Source organism: Gemmatimonadota bacterium, assembly GCA_026705765.1.
Lineage (GTDB): Bacteria > Latescibacterota > UBA2968 > UBA2968 > UBA2968 > VXRD01.
Genome location: JAPPAB010000100.1, coordinates 1 through 14,574 on the forward strand (window position 1 = coordinate 1; position 14,574 = coordinate 14,574).

Consider the following 14,574-nt stretch of genomic DNA (forward strand, 5'->3'; position numbering starts at 1 on the left):
TTGGGTTCAAAGTCATAGATACCGATATTTCTAAATCCATTCAAAGCTGATTTTAGGAACACACCAGCAAAAGGTGACTCAATCAAGAGTGGTATTTCATTATACAAAGGCGGTTCCTTGGTAATTAACAGATCTTCCAAGAATGGAGGTATATCCATATCGGGATTATTTAAGTCTATATTTAGTTTGCCATTAAGACTGGAATATTTGATGTTAAATTTTTTCGAATTATTGATTTTTTTTTCTTCATGACAGCTCAATGTTATTTTGTCTTGATCAATAGTATATCCAAATTTTCGTGTATGGAATTTTAAAGAAAACTCATAGTCTATTTTACGAATTTTGAATGAGGGAGATTCGTGATGGTGTCCAAGCCAAAACCCCTCGGATTCGCCCTGCATAACTACGCGAAACGAAAGGGGCCGGGAATGCGCAATCCTTATATTCCATAGATACTCTATACCCCCCTGAAGCGAAATTGCATTTTCCAATCCATGATTAACAATATCTCTAAGAAATTGGAAGGCTTGAACGAGATTAGATTTTCCCGAAGCATTCGCTCCAACCAGTAAGTTGAAGTCGTTCAAGTGAATAGATTGGTTAGCGAAACTCTTGAAGTTTGATATTTTAATTTTTGTAATTTTCATGTTGGCAGCCTTGTAAGAATAGGCTAGACCTCTTTTACCACCAGGACCTTGTCCTTATCGATTTTCATAATCGATATTTCGCTCGACTATTGAACACAGCTTTTGAGGGTGCGGGCGAATAAGTCGAGGACTGCATGCCAGGATTTTTCAGCGGCATCCTCGTGGTAGTGCGTTAAACGCTGGGGAAAGAAATAACCGTGTAGTGCACCGTGCATAAAGTCAATGCGATGTGGGACGTCACAGCGGGTGAGTTCGGTTTTGTAGAGTTGTAGGTGTTCTTCGGTCGCGCCGGCATCTTGGTCTGCCCAGCCAAAGTAGCCTTCGGCTTTGAGTTTGGATATGGCGAGATGGGGCGAGTCCGATGCATCGGTGACGAGTTTGCCGCCGTGAATGGAGGCAAAGGCCAAAACATTGTCGGGATAGATTGCTGCTGCAAAGAGGGCGTGGCGGCCGCCCATGCAGGTGCCGATAGTGCCGACCCGTTGGGCATTGGCTTGGGGTTCTTCGTTGTCGAGGTGGCGAAGTAGAGCGCCCGTGTCGTTGATGACCATGGCATTGGTCGTGCTGGTGTTGAGGTTCATCGGATGCAGGGGATCTGTGTTTTCGAGATTGAGACCGCCGCTCATGAATTTTTCGGGGTTGTAAGACGGATTGCCCATGCGGTAAAATAGGGAGGGGAGTGCAGCGTAATATCCCGCGCGAGCAAAACGACGGCACATGTTTTTCAATTCGTCGCGAATGCCAAATATGTCAAAGTAGAAGATGACAGCGGGGTGCGGTCCTTCGCCTTCTGGATGAAAGACACAGGTGGGCATTATACCGTCTGAAGTTGTAACTTCGATGGTTTTTTCGATCATCGGTTTATCCTTAAAGCCGCGAGAATACGCACTCGCGGCTTTTGTTTTTTATATCTATTTGGGTCAACTTGAGATGATGCCACCGCTTGGTGGATTGCCTCCACCTGGAACGCCACCCTGTCCGGGCAAACCGCCGGGCATTGTGCCGGGAACGACGATGCGAGAAGATTCCTGGCGGCGATATTCTTTGGCTTCTTCAACCATTTGATCAACAGCAGCTTTGATGGCCTGGGGAAATTTTTCTATTGCTTCTTGAAGCGAAGCGGCTTCAATGGGGGCAGAGATTGGCAGAGGCCCCATTTGAGAGATGATTTGTGTGGAGCCGATGTATTGGGTGGGACGACTGCTATCGTCTGTGCCATCGGCGTTGATGGGAATCAGGCGTCGAATTGTGGCGACGCGCAAATCGGTGATGGATTCTTCTCGATAGAGGTTTTGTTGATCAACCTGAATCTGATCGAGTGGCAACTGGTCGGCCATGAGATTCTCCAAATAAAAGGTTACAGGTCGCGCCCCTGAGGGGCAAAATGAATGTTGGCGTAAATATAGGGCAAGTTGTGCGAATACGCACTTTTATTTTACTCTGTTAAGCCCGTTGAGCGCGGCAACGCGATAGGCTTCGGCCATTGTGGGATAGTTGAAGGTGGTGTTGATGAAGTACATGAGTGTATTAGCTTCACCTTCTTGTGCCATAATGGCTTGCCCAATGTGGATGATTTCAGATGCCTGAGAACCAAAACAGTGGATGCCCAAAATTTCAAGGGTTTCGCGATTGAAGATAATTTTGAGCATGCCGGTGAGTCTTCCCGTTAGCTGTGCCCGCGCGATATGGCGGAAGTAGGCGTGGCCCACTTCGTAGGGGACTTTTTGGGCTGTCAGTTCTTTTTCGGTAAATCCGATGGAGCTGATTTCGGGAATGGTGTAAATCCCCGTGGGAATGTCTTCCACGAGGTGTTGTTCGCATTCGCCAAAGATGAGATGGGTGGCGGCAAATCGCCCTTGATCGTAAGCCGCACTCGCCAGACTGGGAAATCCAACGACATCGCCAACGGCGTAAATATGGGGTTGGGCGAGTGTTTGGTACGCGTCGTTGATGAGAATAGAGCCGCGTTCATCGGTTTCGATTCCGATATTTTCCAATCCCATGTTGTCCGAGTTTCCCGTGCGGCCTTCCGCCCAGAGGAGGATATCGCTGACAATTTGTTTGTTGGATTTCAGGAATACGCGCACTTCTTTGTCATTGGCTTCAACGCGGTCGTATTCTTCGTTGTGGCGAATGCGTACCCCGTTTTGGCTGAGATGATAACTGAGGGCGTCGATAATTTCATCGTCGAGATAGGAGAGCAACTGGCTACGGCTGTTGATGAGATTGACTTTTATGCGCAGGCCGCGGAAGATGGATGCGTATTCGCATCCGATTACTCCTGCGCCGTAAATGGTGATAATGCGCGGCGTTTCTTTGAGGCTCAGAATGGAGTCGCTATCGCAAATCCGAGGATGGGAAAAGGCGATGTCGGGCGGTTGATAGGGACGAGATCCCGTGGCGATGATAAATCCCCGAGCGGTGTAGCGCTCAGTTCCCCCGTTGAGCAATGCGACTTCGACGGTGTGTTCATCGACAAAAGATGCGCGGCCCAGGATAATATCGACATCATTGCGTTCGTAATAGCCCGTGCGAAGGTCAACCTGATCCCCGATGAGGCCGGCGGCCCGGTCGAGCAAGTCGGGAAAACTCGTCGTGCTATGTACACTGGTATCGATGATTTGCTGCACATATTGGCGCAATGCTTTGCTCGGTATTGTGGCTCTGTGCGTGCTGTTGCCGCCCACATTTTTGTAATTGTCGATGACGGCAACGCGCTTGCCTTCCTTGGCGGATTTCATTGCCGCGCCTTCTCCGCCTGGGCCAGTGCCTATTACGATGATGTCGTAGTCGCAGGTCATTTTGGATCCAGGTATCCCAATTGTACGAGAAAGTCGTCCATTTGCGCGACGGTTTGTTCGTAGGCTGAGCCATCGTCGCGGCCATAGTTAAAAAAGCCGTGTCCTTTGCCTTCGTACGCGCGGAGTTCACAGGTGTTGCCCGCTTTGTGCATGGCTTTTGTAAAGCGCTGGGCCTGTTCATAAGGAACGGTTGTGTCATCTGTGCCGTGAAAAATTATGGTGGGTGACTGGTTAGAACAGACGTGTTGCAAAGGCGAGATTGCCCGCGGGTCTTTGGGGAAACGTTCGGCGAGGCGTCCTAAAGCAATAACATCGACGACGGGGTTAAAGAGTACCATGGCATTGGGCCGGGAAGATATCGCCATATTTTCATCGGGCGCATCCTGGCCAGGAACAGTACCTGTACACGCACCGACATGACCGCCAGCCGATCCGCCACCTGATGCAATGCGGTTGGGGTCGATGTTGAGTTCATCGGCATGCGCCCTCATCCAGCGAACCGCTGATTTGCCGTCTTCTACACATTCGTAAGGCGAGGTGCTGTGTTTGCTTTTGATGCGGTATTCAGCCGATGCAGCGAGCATTCCGCGTTTTGCGAGATACTGGCAGTGCGGAAAAAACTGTTGCGGATTGCCCCCCGTCCAGCCACCGCCAAAGAAGAATACAATAGCGGCTGTCTGTTCGACGGTATCGGGTTCAAAGATGTGAATGGCGAGTTCGCCCTGGGGCGTGGTTTTGTATATGCGTTGCATGGCTGGTGTCCTTTCTATCGCGTAAATTTTCGATATTTAATCCGATGGGGTTGGTCGGCTTCGGCGCCGAGGCGGCGTTTGCGGTCTGCTTCGTACTGCGAATAATTTCCGTCAAAGTAGATGACTTCGCTATCTCCTTCAAAGGCCAGGATATGCGTGGCAATGCGGTCGAGGAACCAGCGATCGTGTGAGATGATCACGGCGCATCCGCCAAAATTTTCAAGGGCGTCTTCCAGGGCGCGCATTGTGTTTACGTCGAGGTCATTTGTCGGTTCGTCCAGCAATATGACATTGGCACCTTCTTTGAGGATGCGCGCAAGGTGAACGCGGTTGCGCTCGCCGCCAGAGAGTTGACCAACGGGTTTTTGCTGATCTGCTCCTGTAAAGTTGAAGCGCGCGAGATAGGCACGCGAGTTGATGTCTCGATTGCCCAGAGTAATGAGGTCTTCACCTCCTGAGACGGCCTGCCACACATTGTGATTGGGGGCGAGGACATCGCGGGTTTGTTCGACATAGGCCAGGCTAACCGTGTCGCCGATGCGGAATGTTCCCATATCGGGCTGTTCTTCGCCGGTGATGAGACGAAAGAGGGTGGTTTTTCCCGCGCCATTGGGCCCGATAACGCCGACGATGCTGCCGGGCGGCAGGGAAAAGGAGAGGTTTTCAAAGAGGAGCGTGTCGCCATATCCTTTGGAAACTTCCTGGGCTTCGATGACAATATCGCCGAGGCGCGGACCGGGCGGAATATAAATTTCGAGGTCGCGTTCTTTCTCTACACTCTGATCGAGCAACTGAGTATATGCAGTAATCCTCGCTCTGGATTTAGCGTGTCGCCCGCGTGGGTTCATGTTGATCCATTCGCGCTCGCGCGCAAGGGTTTTCAGACGCTGGTTTTCCCGGTTTGCTTCATTTGCCAGCCGTTTTTCTTTTTGGTCGAGCCACGAAGAGTAGTTGCCTTTGTAGGGTATGCCTTTGCCGCGGTCGAGTTCGAGTATCCATCCGGCGACGTTGTCGAGAAAATAACGGTCGTGTGTGACGGCAATAATAGTGCCCGCATAACGCTGTAAATGCTGTTCGAGCCAGCCAACGGTTTCGGCGTCGAGGTGGTTGGTCGGTTCGTCGAGCAAGAGTATATCGGGTTTGGAAAGGAGCAGTCGGCACAGTGCCACGCGGCGGCATTCGCCGCCCGATAGGTTATCGACATGCGCCTCTCCCGGTGGACAACGCAGGGCATCCATCGCCTGTTCGATACGCGGATCGAGGTCCCATATGTTCTCTGCGTCGATTTTTTCCTGAAGTTCGCCCTGCTGTTCGATTAGCCGATTCATTTCCTCGTCGGTCATGGGCTCGGCAAATTTGGCGCTGATCTCATTGTATTCGTTCATGAGATCAACGTGTTCCTGTACGCCTTGTTCGACAATTTCGCGCACGGTTTTGCCCGGTTCAAGGCGGGGTTCTTGTTCCAAATACCCAATGGTGTGGCCGGGTGCGAGATGGGTTTCACCATTGAATTTTTTATCTACACCCGCGAGGATGCGCAATAGCGTACTTTTACCCGCGCCATTGAGGCCGAGTACGCCGATTTTCGCGCCGTAGAAATAGGAAAGAGAAATGTTTTCGATGAGTGGCTTTTTGTCGATGTATTTGCTCACGCGCACCATCGAATAGATGATTTTGTTCGGCTCATTGGCCATGCTATTTCCCCGGTTTGTCCGATTCCTGACTGCCGAGTAATTTTTCGGCTTCCTCAAGTTGTTGCTTGTCGTTAATTGGCAGCCAAAAATCAGTTTCAAGCACTTTGATTTTTCGACCTGCTGCAATCAGTTTCATCCATACATCGGGTGTTTCGTATTCGCCGCGTGCGGATGGTGCGATTTCCGCGTCAAAGAAATCTCTGTCCATGACCATTGCGCCGTTCCAAACCAGATTTGAAATAAACGTTTGGGGTTTTTCGACTGACCGAAGGAGGTATCCGTTGTCATCGGTTACCAGGACTCCAAAATGTTGAGGATTCGCCACACGCGAGGCAATTAGTGCTATATCCTGTTGTTGGACGAGTTTCTGAAGGCTGCGCGGTCCAAAAATATCATCGCCAACCATGCCCAGCCACCGCCCGGTGATTACAGGTGCAGCGACCCGAAATGCATGGGCGATACCCAATGGCTCTTCCTGGGCGAGGAATACTATGCGCCGTCCCCCATACATGCCATCAGAAAAGTGCTGGCGAATCGCCTCCTCGTGCGGTCCTCCTACAATGAATACGAGTTCGCTTACCTCGCGCGGCAATCGATCCAGTGCGTGCTCTATAACGGGTTTCCCCGCTACCGGCAATAAGTGCTTCGGTCCCCCATAATCTATCGCCATCCGCGTTCCCTTGCCGGCTAACAGCACAACTGCTTGCATAGAGTTCTCCCGACGACTGGTGCTTTCAATGACTGTCCCGATAGTGTTGTTTGAGAATATCGCTGCCGAAGTCATTGGTCAGGTCGCGCCAGACAGCGTGGATGTGATTGGCTTCGTCCTGGGTGCAGTCGTATTCGGCGAGGAAGGTGGAGCCGAGCACGCGATAGTAGTGGCCTTCGCCGCGATTTATGCCGCCAGCCCAGGCAAATGCTGCCGTGTCGAGGGAGGTGAGTTTTGCGCGCTGGGCTTCTGCAATTCTGTTGGGCAAGCGGGTGATATATACATCGATGAGGGCGGTGACGACTTCGCGCTGCGATGCGGTCATGTCCCTGAGTTGCAGACCCTCAATATGGACTTCATCATTTACCTGGGGGACGTTGCGGGTGAGGATGTCGGCGGGTGCTTCGTCACTGACGATTGCCACTCTTTTTTGGTCGCCATCCAGAGAGGCGAGTAAGTCTCGAGCGAGGTCTTCTTCTTCTTTGAGGGCGCGCAATCCCTCGTGTTCGCCGTGTCGAACCTGTGCGGGATTGGAGCCAAAGAAGACGGGCGTAGGCGCGACGAGCGTGCCGTTGACAATGGTGTAATTGACGGAGACGTGATGGCCTTCAAAACGCCAGCTCCAGGTGGTTTCACCATTGGGCGTGCCAAAGATGACGAGGTTGTAGAGATCGGGATCGCGGGGAAACCGCCGTCTGGGACCTTCCACTTCGGCGAGGATGGGTTCCAGGTTGATGATTGTTCTGGCTTTGGTGCGCGCCTGTTCGCTCAGTCCGGTATCGAGCAAGGCAAATGCTTTGTCGCGCTGGTGGGATTCCATGTCTTTGAGCGCGAGGCCCAATCGGTCGCGCGGGATGTAGTGCCAGTCCTGTCGTGCGTTTTCATCGCCAAAGCCCAGTTGCGCGGTTGCCGCTTGATCGGGACGCAGTGATGCCAAAAATGCCGTGGCAGCATCGGCCATGCGGTTGGCCGTGTCAATTTGGGTATAGAGTTCTTCGAGATTCATGTTCTCAGCTCCTTGTGAATGTGAATGATTCGATTGATTATCACGGAGAATCTGACCGCTGTTTTCGACCCCCTAACGTGGCACCGCCATCGATGGTCAGTGCCTGGCCGGTGATATTTTTTCCTTTGTCGCTCGCCAAAAAGACGACCATGTGGCCTACATCCTCGGGAGTCTGTTCGGTTCCCAGGGGTACGCTGTTGCGGATTACATCTTCAAAAATTTCTCTTGCGGTATATTCCTTGTATGCCGGGTTGTTGTTTTTGATTTGAGATGCGATCATTTCCCAGGCGCGCGTCCATAGGTAGCCGGGGCATATTGCGTTGACTCTAATTCCGCGCCCTGCAAGCTGACCGGCTAAAGTTCTGGTCAAATGAATGACTCCGGCTTTGGCCGCGCCATAAGCGGGCATGGAAACGCTGGGCATTAATGCGGCGATAGAGGCGATGTTGATGATGCTGGATCCGCGGCTGAGATGCGGGATGGCTGCTCTGGATGAGACAAAGGCGGTCCGGAGATTGGTGTGCAGGTGCGCGTCCCAGTCGTCAACGGATAATTCCGTCAGTGGGATTTCCAGCGATGCTCTGGCCGCGTTTGTGTCCGGTCCTCCAATGCCCGCGTTGTTGACGAGTATATCGAGTGCGCCGAGTTCTGTAACAACTCGATCTGTTGCTGAGCGCATGGCGGTTTCATCGGAGGCATCGGCTGATAGACCTATTGCGGGTGTTTTGAGCGTTTTTGCTGTTTCTGTCGCGCCGTCGCCATCCAGGTCGGCAATGGCGATTTTCGCACCCGCATCCGATAGGTGTTGCGCTATGGCCGCTCCAATGCCCCGCGCAGCGCCGGTTATGAGTGCGACCCGATTTTGTAATTCCAGGCTCACGGCTGTTCCTTTTCCAATTCCAATCCGAGTGTCTTGCCTTTTTGCACCGCGGGAATGCCCGCGCTTATCCACACAGGGGCGGGGGCGTCTTTGAGGTAGTGGTCAAAGAATTGTTGCAGGCGGATGCTCCAATCTTTGCGGTTGTGGTGTTTGCGAATGCCGTGGGCTTCTCCGTTGTAATTGACCAGCCATGCGGGTTTGCCCAGGCGGCGCAGGGCAACAAAAAGTTCGATGCCCTGGTACCAGGGTACTGCGCCGTCGTCGTCGTTGTGCAAGATGAGCAATGGCGTTTGAATTTTGTCTGCCCAGAAGATGGGTGAGTTTTCGATAAATCGCGTGGGTGCTTCCCAGAGAGAGCCGCCGATGCGACTCTGGCTTTTTTCGTATTGCATCATGCGGCTCAGTCCCGAAGCCCAGCGAATGCCGCCGTACGCACTGATCATATTTGAGACGGGTGCGCCGGCTTCGGCTGCCCGAAATATATTGGTTCGGGTGATCATATAGGCGATTTGATAGCCACCCCAACTGTGGCCCTGGACACCAATTCGGTCGGGATTGACAAATCCCCGATTTATGAGGTGCGTCACACCTGAGACAACGGCGTTGACGGCACTTTCGCCAGGGAAGCCGATTTTGTAGGGGATGTCCGGGATAAAGATCAGATACCCGCGGCTGACGTAAAATGGGAAATTTATGGAGCTACCAGAGGCTCTGGGTGCGCGGTGGGCGTGTAGTTGATGGGACATTTTTTCATAGAAATAGACCAGCATGGGATATTTCTGATCGGGGTCGAAATTTTCGGGTTTGTAGAGTATGCCCTGCAGGGGTTTGCCGTCGAGCGAGGCCCATTCGACGAGTTCGGTGGTGCCCCACAGGTAGTTTTTTTGTTGCGGATTGACTTCGCTTATTTTTCGCGCATTCTGAAAATTGAGGTCAGAGGTCCAGAGGTCGGGATATTCTTCAAACGAGGATTGTCTGAACAGGAGTACGTCGGTGTCTTTGGCTTTTTGGAGGTTGGAAAACCGTTTGTCGCGCGCGATGAGTTCAGCGGGTTTGTCGGTGCTTTCAATGCGATCCCGATAGTAGCCCATGGCTTTGGTTTTGAGATTGAAACCCGACAAGAGCAAATCGGCTTTGGGATCGTGCGCCCGTTCCTCGGGGTCGAGGCTGACATATCGAAAGCGCGTTTCGGTCTCGCGTCCAATCCCTTCGGTGATGTTGACGGGTGCTTTGCGTCCGTTGGGATCGGTGAGCCAGATGTCGTAGCGGTCGTATATGAGAAATTCTTTGTCGCCTTTTGTCCATCCGGCATTGCCATGTGCGCTGGGTGGATACGGCCAGTCGTGCAATTCGTTGTGAATGGGATGGGGGATATTTTTGCTGACTCTGACGCGGATCAAATTTTTGATATGCTGAACATACCAGTTTTTCTGGCTGCGATCCCACCAGTAGATGTAGTTGGATTCGGGGGAGAGGGTGGGGCGCGTCTGCATTTTGGTGAGTACGCGCGTTGCTTCACCGGTTTTTATGTCGATCAAATAGCTGTCGTAATAAGCTGGTGAATCCCAGGAGATGAGTTGTCGGTAGGGGAGAATCGAAGTGCCTACCGCGACATCGGCATTGCCCTCGCTTCCCAGGCGAATATTGGGGATAGTTTCTGTGGCGAGTTGAACGATTTTGCCATTGTTGAGATGAAAGACAGCGCGATAAGTGCGTTCGCGTTCCTCTTTGGCATCTTTGAGTTGCATGGGCTGGAGATAGGGGTCTTTCCAGTTCCAGATATCGACTGCGACTTTTTCGTCGTCGGGCGTGTCGTCCTCTGCTTCCACTTCTGGTCTGGGTGCGGTCCCAAAAAAGAGGCGCTTGCCATTTTTGGAAAAGGAGAGGTTGGCGTGTTCGCTGACCCACCAGTTCGGTGGTATGCCCTTTGTCTCAGATTGGGCGATTTTTTTTGCCTTATTGCGCGAGCCAATGGGCCAGTAATAGAGGGCGTATTCCTGTTGTTCTGCGTTAAAGCTGTCGCGGTTGGCAATAAATGCGAGATGGAGACTGGATTCGTCGGTGGTGATTTTCTTGTAATCGCCCGCACCAGTGAGTATGGCTGTGGTGTCGCCCGTGCTGGTACGAATGGCGTAGATGCCGTCGGCTGTGCTGTCTTTGTTGGCTGCGGCAAAAATGAGATATGTACCACTTTCTGTGAAGGCGTAGGAGATTACGTGGTTATATCGCGTTTCAGCACTGGTCTGGAGGTTGCGGAGAACGAGTATGGTGCCTTCGGCTTTTCTGCGTTTTTTCTTTTTGCTGTCTTTGGGATCTTCCTTTTTCACTTCTTTAGTTTCAGGCTTTTGCTCGGGCTGTTTTTCGGGTTTGGGTGTTTGTTCTTCTTTTTTTTCTTCAGGTTTGGGTGTTTTTTTCTTTTTGTTTGCGGTACTGTCTTTTTTGGCGATTTCTTTTTCCAGTAAATAGGCGACCCATCCTCCGTTTTCTTTGGGTAGTTTGAAGGATTTGACGCGCGCAGCCTTAAAGATGTCTCCCGTGGCAAGGGTGATGATGCCAAGTGAGTCTTTGGGCGATTCTTCGGGTTTTTTCTTGTCGCGCTTTGCCTGTTTTACCGAGTCTTTGAAGGCTTTGATGAGGGTGGTGATATACTGCGAGTCTCTGGTGAATCGAATGGCTTCTCCGCGCGGTATTGCGTAGGAGCGGTCATCTGTGAGGCTTGCGATGCGGAGTTCGGTGTCTTTTTCGTCCGGGCCGACGGAGAGAAAAGCCCATTGTCCGTTGTCGGAAATATTGCTGGCGTGCGTGCGATTCCATATGTCGTACACGTGGTGATCCAGCGGCTTTTTCTGCTGGGCAAAGACGAGTGGCGATAAACACAAGAGCACAGATAGAAGGCAAGTAGATAGACGCATAGATGAACTCTCAGAGATAGGTCAAAGTTTTGGGCGGATCATTTTAGTCAATATAATATAATAAAGTGGTGTGTAAAAATAAAAGCCGACGTTTGTTCGTCGGCTTTTGTGTTTAGAGCTATACCTATTCACAGCGGACACTCAGAAATTTGATTCTACATGGTATTTAGAAGAGTATTCTTTCAGGTTCTTTTTAATTTGCTGAAATTGCGTGTATGAACATGTGCCCGCTGGAATTTCAATGGGATGTGAGGGTTGGGCTTTCGGGATGATTTCTACACCGTTGATTTTGAGGTGCATCGCCTGGATTTCATCCCAGGATATTTTTTCCGCCTGTCCGCGTCGTTTGGCTTTGATCTCCAGTCCGTCATTGCTGAATACTACCCGCGGTCGTCCGTGTTTTTTGGGGATATAGAGAGCAATGATCATTGCAACGATGATCGCAATACTGCAGAGTAGCAGAATCGTACCTACTATCCAATCAAAGGCATTGTGTGCATGCGATAGTGTTCGCCAACCCTGGTATATGCTGTTGATTATGATCCCAATACTGAGAACGACAAACCACTTTGACTGGCGTGGGTCTTCTACGTCAAAGTAAATTGTAAAGGTATCCATGTTATCCTCTAAAGTTTGGCAGGCGACTTATCGCCCAGTATCATCCTTTGAAACCTCACCCTGATCATCCTCTGAAATATGGCGGATTTCTCCAGCGCGTTGTTGTACGATTTCCTGTGCCGCGCGTTTTTTGTCCTCGTTGAGCATGAGGTCTGTTGCACCGAGCATTGTGGTAGCCGATCCGCCTGCACCTTTGCGACTGCCTTTTACAAGCGCGTAAAGTGCATAGCCGATGAGAAGAATTGCGATAAGTGTAAAAATGGCGACTCCCATGAAATGTTCCATTTAAGTCTCCCGAAAGATGGTGCTTTCGCGTTCAAACCATCTGGCGCAGCCGTAGAGGCTGAGGGCTGCAAGGGCGATGAGCGAGGCATAGACTTCGAACAATAGGGGTAGTTTGATGGTTCCCGCAAAAATTTCTTTTGATGCAAGCGAGACATTTAAGACGGGTATGAGCGATGTGATGGCATTGAGTTCAATGCCGGGTAAGAGGCCGATAAATACGGGAATAATAATGATGATGTTGAGAGGGGCCATAATGCTCTGCGCTTCTTTGAAAGATTTGGCAAAGATAGAGACAGACATTAAAGCGGCGGCAAAAAAGATGGTTAAGGGCAGGCACAGAGAAAGGACCAGGAGGATAGATGATATTTCGAACATGCCCTGTAGCGCGTCGAGGATTCTTGCGACAATTTCTCGTTGTAACATAACGGCTATAAAAAAACCGATAAAACTGTTGGCGATTGACGCAAATCCCGATAGGACAATCACGCCACATTTGCCCAGCAAGATCTGAATTTTGCTGACGGGGGCGACGAGCAGTGTTTCGAGGGTGGCGCGTTCTTTTTCGCCAGCGCCCAGATCAAGGGCTGGATACATACACCCCATAAAACACATTATGACAAAAATATAAGGCAAAAAACCACCTACGCTTTTTCCGATTCTTTCCCGTTGAGAAGCAATGTCGTGGCGTCTGACCTGTACGGGGTCCACGATCATGCGGTCGAGGGCAAGCCGTTGGAATCGGTCATTGATGATCTGGTTTTCGTAGTCTCGAATCAGACTTGTCAGGCGATTGCGGGATGCGTCCATATCTCTGGAGGATTTGAAATAGAGATGGATTTGGCCGCGTTGTAAGTCGGCGATTTGGGCATCGAATTGCTCATCAACGCGAATGGCGGCATCTATGCTGTCGGAGCGGATGAGCTGAGGGATTATGTCTTCTGTTATGTCTTCTCGAATTTTCAGGTCGTCGCGTTTGAGCAGGATTTCGCGGAATGCCTCTGCATTGCCCTGTGTGACCAGGGCAACCACAAGTGTTTTGGTTCTGACTTTTTGGGCCTGACGAGTAGTAAAAACGGCTGCAATTGTGAATAACAGCGGGAATAATAGCATTGGTATGATGAACATCATCATCATCGAACGCCGATCGCGCGTGATGTCCTTAAATTCTTTTTTGAAGATGGTGAGGATCGTTTTCATGAGGACCTCTTATGGCGAATGTACGAATCAACGAATTAACGAATCAGTGAATCGAAGCTCGTAGTGATTTTGGGTGGTAGGGCGGGATTCGTCTATTCGTCTATTCGTCTTCAACGATGCGAATAAATTCGTCTTCCAACGTGGGGGTTTGCATCTGGTTTTGAAAGTCTTCCAATGTGCCGTTAAACTGCAATTGGCCTTTGTGAATGATGGCGAGGTCGTCGCTGAGCAGGCTGACTTCCCCCATGCGGTGCGTGGAAAAGATGACGGTTTTTCCCGCGTCCCGACAGTCGCGGATGAGGTGTACGATATTGCGCGAGGTGACGACGTCGAGGCCGTCGGTGGGTTCGTCGAATACAATGACATCGGGGTCGTGTATGATCGTGCGTACAATGGAGACTTTTTGTTTCATGCCCGTGGAGAGTTTGCCGATGCGGCGGTTTGCAAAGGCTTCCATGTCGAGGAGGGCAAAGAGGTGGTCGCGCCGCGTGTTGTAATCGGCGCTGTTCATGCCGTGCAGGTCGGCAAAGTAGCGCACCATTTCGTTGGGTGTCAGGCGATCGTACAATCCCGTGTTGCCTGTGAGAAAGCCGAGGTTTTCGCGTACGGCTTGACTTTGTGTTACGGTGTCGTATTCCGCGACAGATATGCTGCCCGAAGTGGGTTTGAGCATGGTGGCAATCATGCGCAATGCGGTGGTTTTTCCCGCGCCATTAGGACCCAATAGCGCGAAGACGCGACCGGGCTGACAGGTGAAACTGATGTCGCATACTGCGTCGATGGTGTTGCCCTGAAAACCATCTCCCATTTCGCGTTTTTGCTGCCGCGATAATTTAAAGGTTTTGACAATATTTTTTGCGATAACCATAATGCACTCCGCGATTGCGGGTTGAATAGCGTATAGTCAAAAATCTCCCATTACTTTTTTATATTAGTGATAGAGTTACTCAATTTTGTTTCAAAATGCAAGGAGGTATTTTTGGGGGTAGGTTTTTTGTAGAAATTTTACGCATCGCTTAAGACAGATGGGCTGAGGGAGTATTTGACTTTGCTCTTCAGACTTTGCACCTTGC

Annotated in this window: 14 protein-coding genes; all 14 read right to left on the minus strand. The window is 50.9% G+C overall.

Going from position 1 to position 14,574, the window contains the following annotated elements; translation table 11 throughout:
• Window positions 1–647 (minus strand): AAA family ATPase (locus tag OXH16_13155; GenBank protein MCY3682343.1); only part of this gene is annotated, 647 nt, incomplete at its 3' end.
• A gap of 86 nt (window positions 648–733) precedes the next feature.
• The gene (locus OXH16_13160) at window positions 734–1,504 is read right to left on the minus strand and encodes a dienelactone hydrolase family protein (GenBank protein ID MCY3682344.1); all 771 of its coding nucleotides are present in this window, start codon (window positions 1,502–1,504) and stop codon (window positions 734–736) included.
• 63 nt (window positions 1,505–1,567) lie between these two features.
• A complete protein-coding gene (locus tag OXH16_13165) occupies window positions 1,568–1,984 on the minus strand; it encodes a hypothetical protein (protein ID MCY3682345.1) in 417 nt (138 codons plus the stop codon).
• A gap of 93 nt (window positions 1,985–2,077) precedes the next feature.
• Window positions 2,078–3,448 carry a Si-specific NAD(P)(+) transhydrogenase gene (gene sthA / locus OXH16_13170; GenBank protein ID MCY3682346.1) on the minus strand — a complete coding sequence of 457 codons (1,371 nt, stop codon included), beginning with the start codon at window positions 3,446–3,448 and terminating at the stop codon, window positions 2,078–2,080.
• Window positions 3,445–4,200: an alpha/beta hydrolase fold domain-containing protein gene (locus tag OXH16_13175; GenBank protein MCY3682347.1), complete on the minus strand. Its 756-nt coding sequence runs from the start codon at window positions 4,198–4,200 to the stop codon at window positions 3,445–3,447. The genes sthA and OXH16_13175 overlap by 4 nt, the downstream gene beginning before the upstream one ends.
• A gap of 14 nt (window positions 4,201–4,214) precedes the next feature.
• Entirely contained in the window at window positions 4,215–5,894 is a 1,680-nt protein-coding gene (gene ettA / locus OXH16_13180; GenBank protein MCY3682348.1) for an energy-dependent translational throttle protein EttA, read from the minus strand.
• A gap of 1 nt (window position 5,895) precedes the next feature.
• Window positions 5,896–6,603 (minus strand): sugar phosphate nucleotidyltransferase, encoded by a 708-nt coding sequence (locus tag OXH16_13185; protein MCY3682349.1) that lies wholly within the window; start codon window positions 6,601–6,603, stop codon window positions 5,896–5,898.
• Window positions 6,604–6,628: 25 nt separating this feature from the next.
• Window positions 6,629–7,609 (minus strand): DUF3500 domain-containing protein, encoded by a 981-nt coding sequence (locus OXH16_13190; protein ID MCY3682350.1) that lies wholly within the window; start codon window positions 7,607–7,609, stop codon window positions 6,629–6,631.
• Between the two features lie 40 nt (window positions 7,610–7,649).
• Window positions 7,650–8,489 carry an SDR family oxidoreductase gene (locus tag OXH16_13195; GenBank protein MCY3682351.1) on the minus strand — a complete coding sequence of 280 codons (840 nt, stop codon included), beginning with the start codon at window positions 8,487–8,489 and terminating at the stop codon, window positions 7,650–7,652.
• Window positions 8,486–11,401: a prolyl oligopeptidase family serine peptidase gene (locus OXH16_13200; protein ID MCY3682352.1), complete on the minus strand. Its 2,916-nt coding sequence runs from the start codon at window positions 11,399–11,401 to the stop codon at window positions 8,486–8,488. Before OXH16_13200 ends, OXH16_13195 begins: the two co-directional genes overlap by 4 nt.
• A gap of 141 nt (window positions 11,402–11,542) precedes the next feature.
• Entirely contained in the window at window positions 11,543–12,019 is a 477-nt protein-coding gene (locus OXH16_13205) for a hypothetical protein (GenBank protein ID MCY3682353.1), read from the minus strand.
• A gap of 27 nt (window positions 12,020–12,046) precedes the next feature.
• Window positions 12,047–12,304, minus strand: a complete 258-nt coding sequence (locus tag OXH16_13210) for a hypothetical protein (GenBank protein ID MCY3682354.1) — start codon at window positions 12,302–12,304, stop codon at window positions 12,047–12,049.
• Window positions 12,305–13,501, minus strand: a complete 1,197-nt coding sequence (locus OXH16_13215; GenBank protein ID MCY3682355.1) for an ABC transporter permease — start codon at window positions 13,499–13,501, stop codon at window positions 12,305–12,307.
• 100 nt (window positions 13,502–13,601) lie between these two features.
• The gene (locus OXH16_13220; protein MCY3682356.1) at window positions 13,602–14,369 is read right to left on the minus strand and encodes an ATP-binding cassette domain-containing protein; all 768 of its coding nucleotides are present in this window, start codon (window positions 14,367–14,369) and stop codon (window positions 13,602–13,604) included.
• Between the last annotated feature and the right edge of the window lie 205 nt (window positions 14,370–14,574).

Excerpts from the sequence above, each read along its gene's own strand:
- sthA (MCY3682346.1), bottom strand. The coding sequence starts at position 3,448 with ATGACCTGCGACTACGACATCATCGTAATAGGCACTGGCCCAGGCGGA.
- OXH16_13175 (MCY3682347.1), bottom strand. The coding sequence starts at position 4,200 with ATGCAACGCATATACAAAACCACGCCCCAGGGCGAACTCGCCATTCAC.
- OXH16_13200 (MCY3682352.1), bottom strand. The coding sequence starts at position 11,401 with ATGCGTCTATCTACTTGCCTTCTATCTGTGCTCTTGTGTTTATCGCCA.
- OXH16_13205 (MCY3682353.1), bottom strand. The coding sequence starts at position 12,019 with ATGGATACCTTTACAATTTACTTTGACGTAGAAGACCCACGCCAGTCA.
- OXH16_13190 (MCY3682350.1), bottom strand. The coding sequence starts at position 7,609 with ATGAATCTCGAAGAACTCTATACCCAAATTGACACGGCCAACCGCATG.
- OXH16_13185 (MCY3682349.1), bottom strand. The coding sequence starts at position 6,603 with ATGCAAGCAGTTGTGCTGTTAGCCGGCAAGGGAACGCGGATGGCGATA.
- OXH16_13165 (MCY3682345.1), bottom strand. The coding sequence starts at position 1,984 with ATGGCCGACCAGTTGCCACTCGATCAGATTCAGGTTGATCAACAAAAC.
- ettA (MCY3682348.1), bottom strand. The coding sequence starts at position 5,894 with ATGGCCAATGAGCCGAACAAAATCATCTATTCGATGGTGCGCGTGAGC.
- OXH16_13215 (MCY3682355.1), bottom strand. The coding sequence starts at position 13,501 with ATGAAAACGATCCTCACCATCTTCAAAAAAGAATTTAAGGACATCACG.
- OXH16_13160 (MCY3682344.1), bottom strand. The coding sequence starts at position 1,504 with ATGATCGAAAAAACCATCGAAGTTACAACTTCAGACGGTATAATGCCC.
- OXH16_13220 (MCY3682356.1), bottom strand. The coding sequence starts at position 14,369 with ATGGTTATCGCAAAAAATATTGTCAAAACCTTTAAATTATCGCGGCAG.
- OXH16_13210 (MCY3682354.1), bottom strand. The coding sequence starts at position 12,304 with ATGGAACATTTCATGGGAGTCGCCATTTTTACACTTATCGCAATTCTT.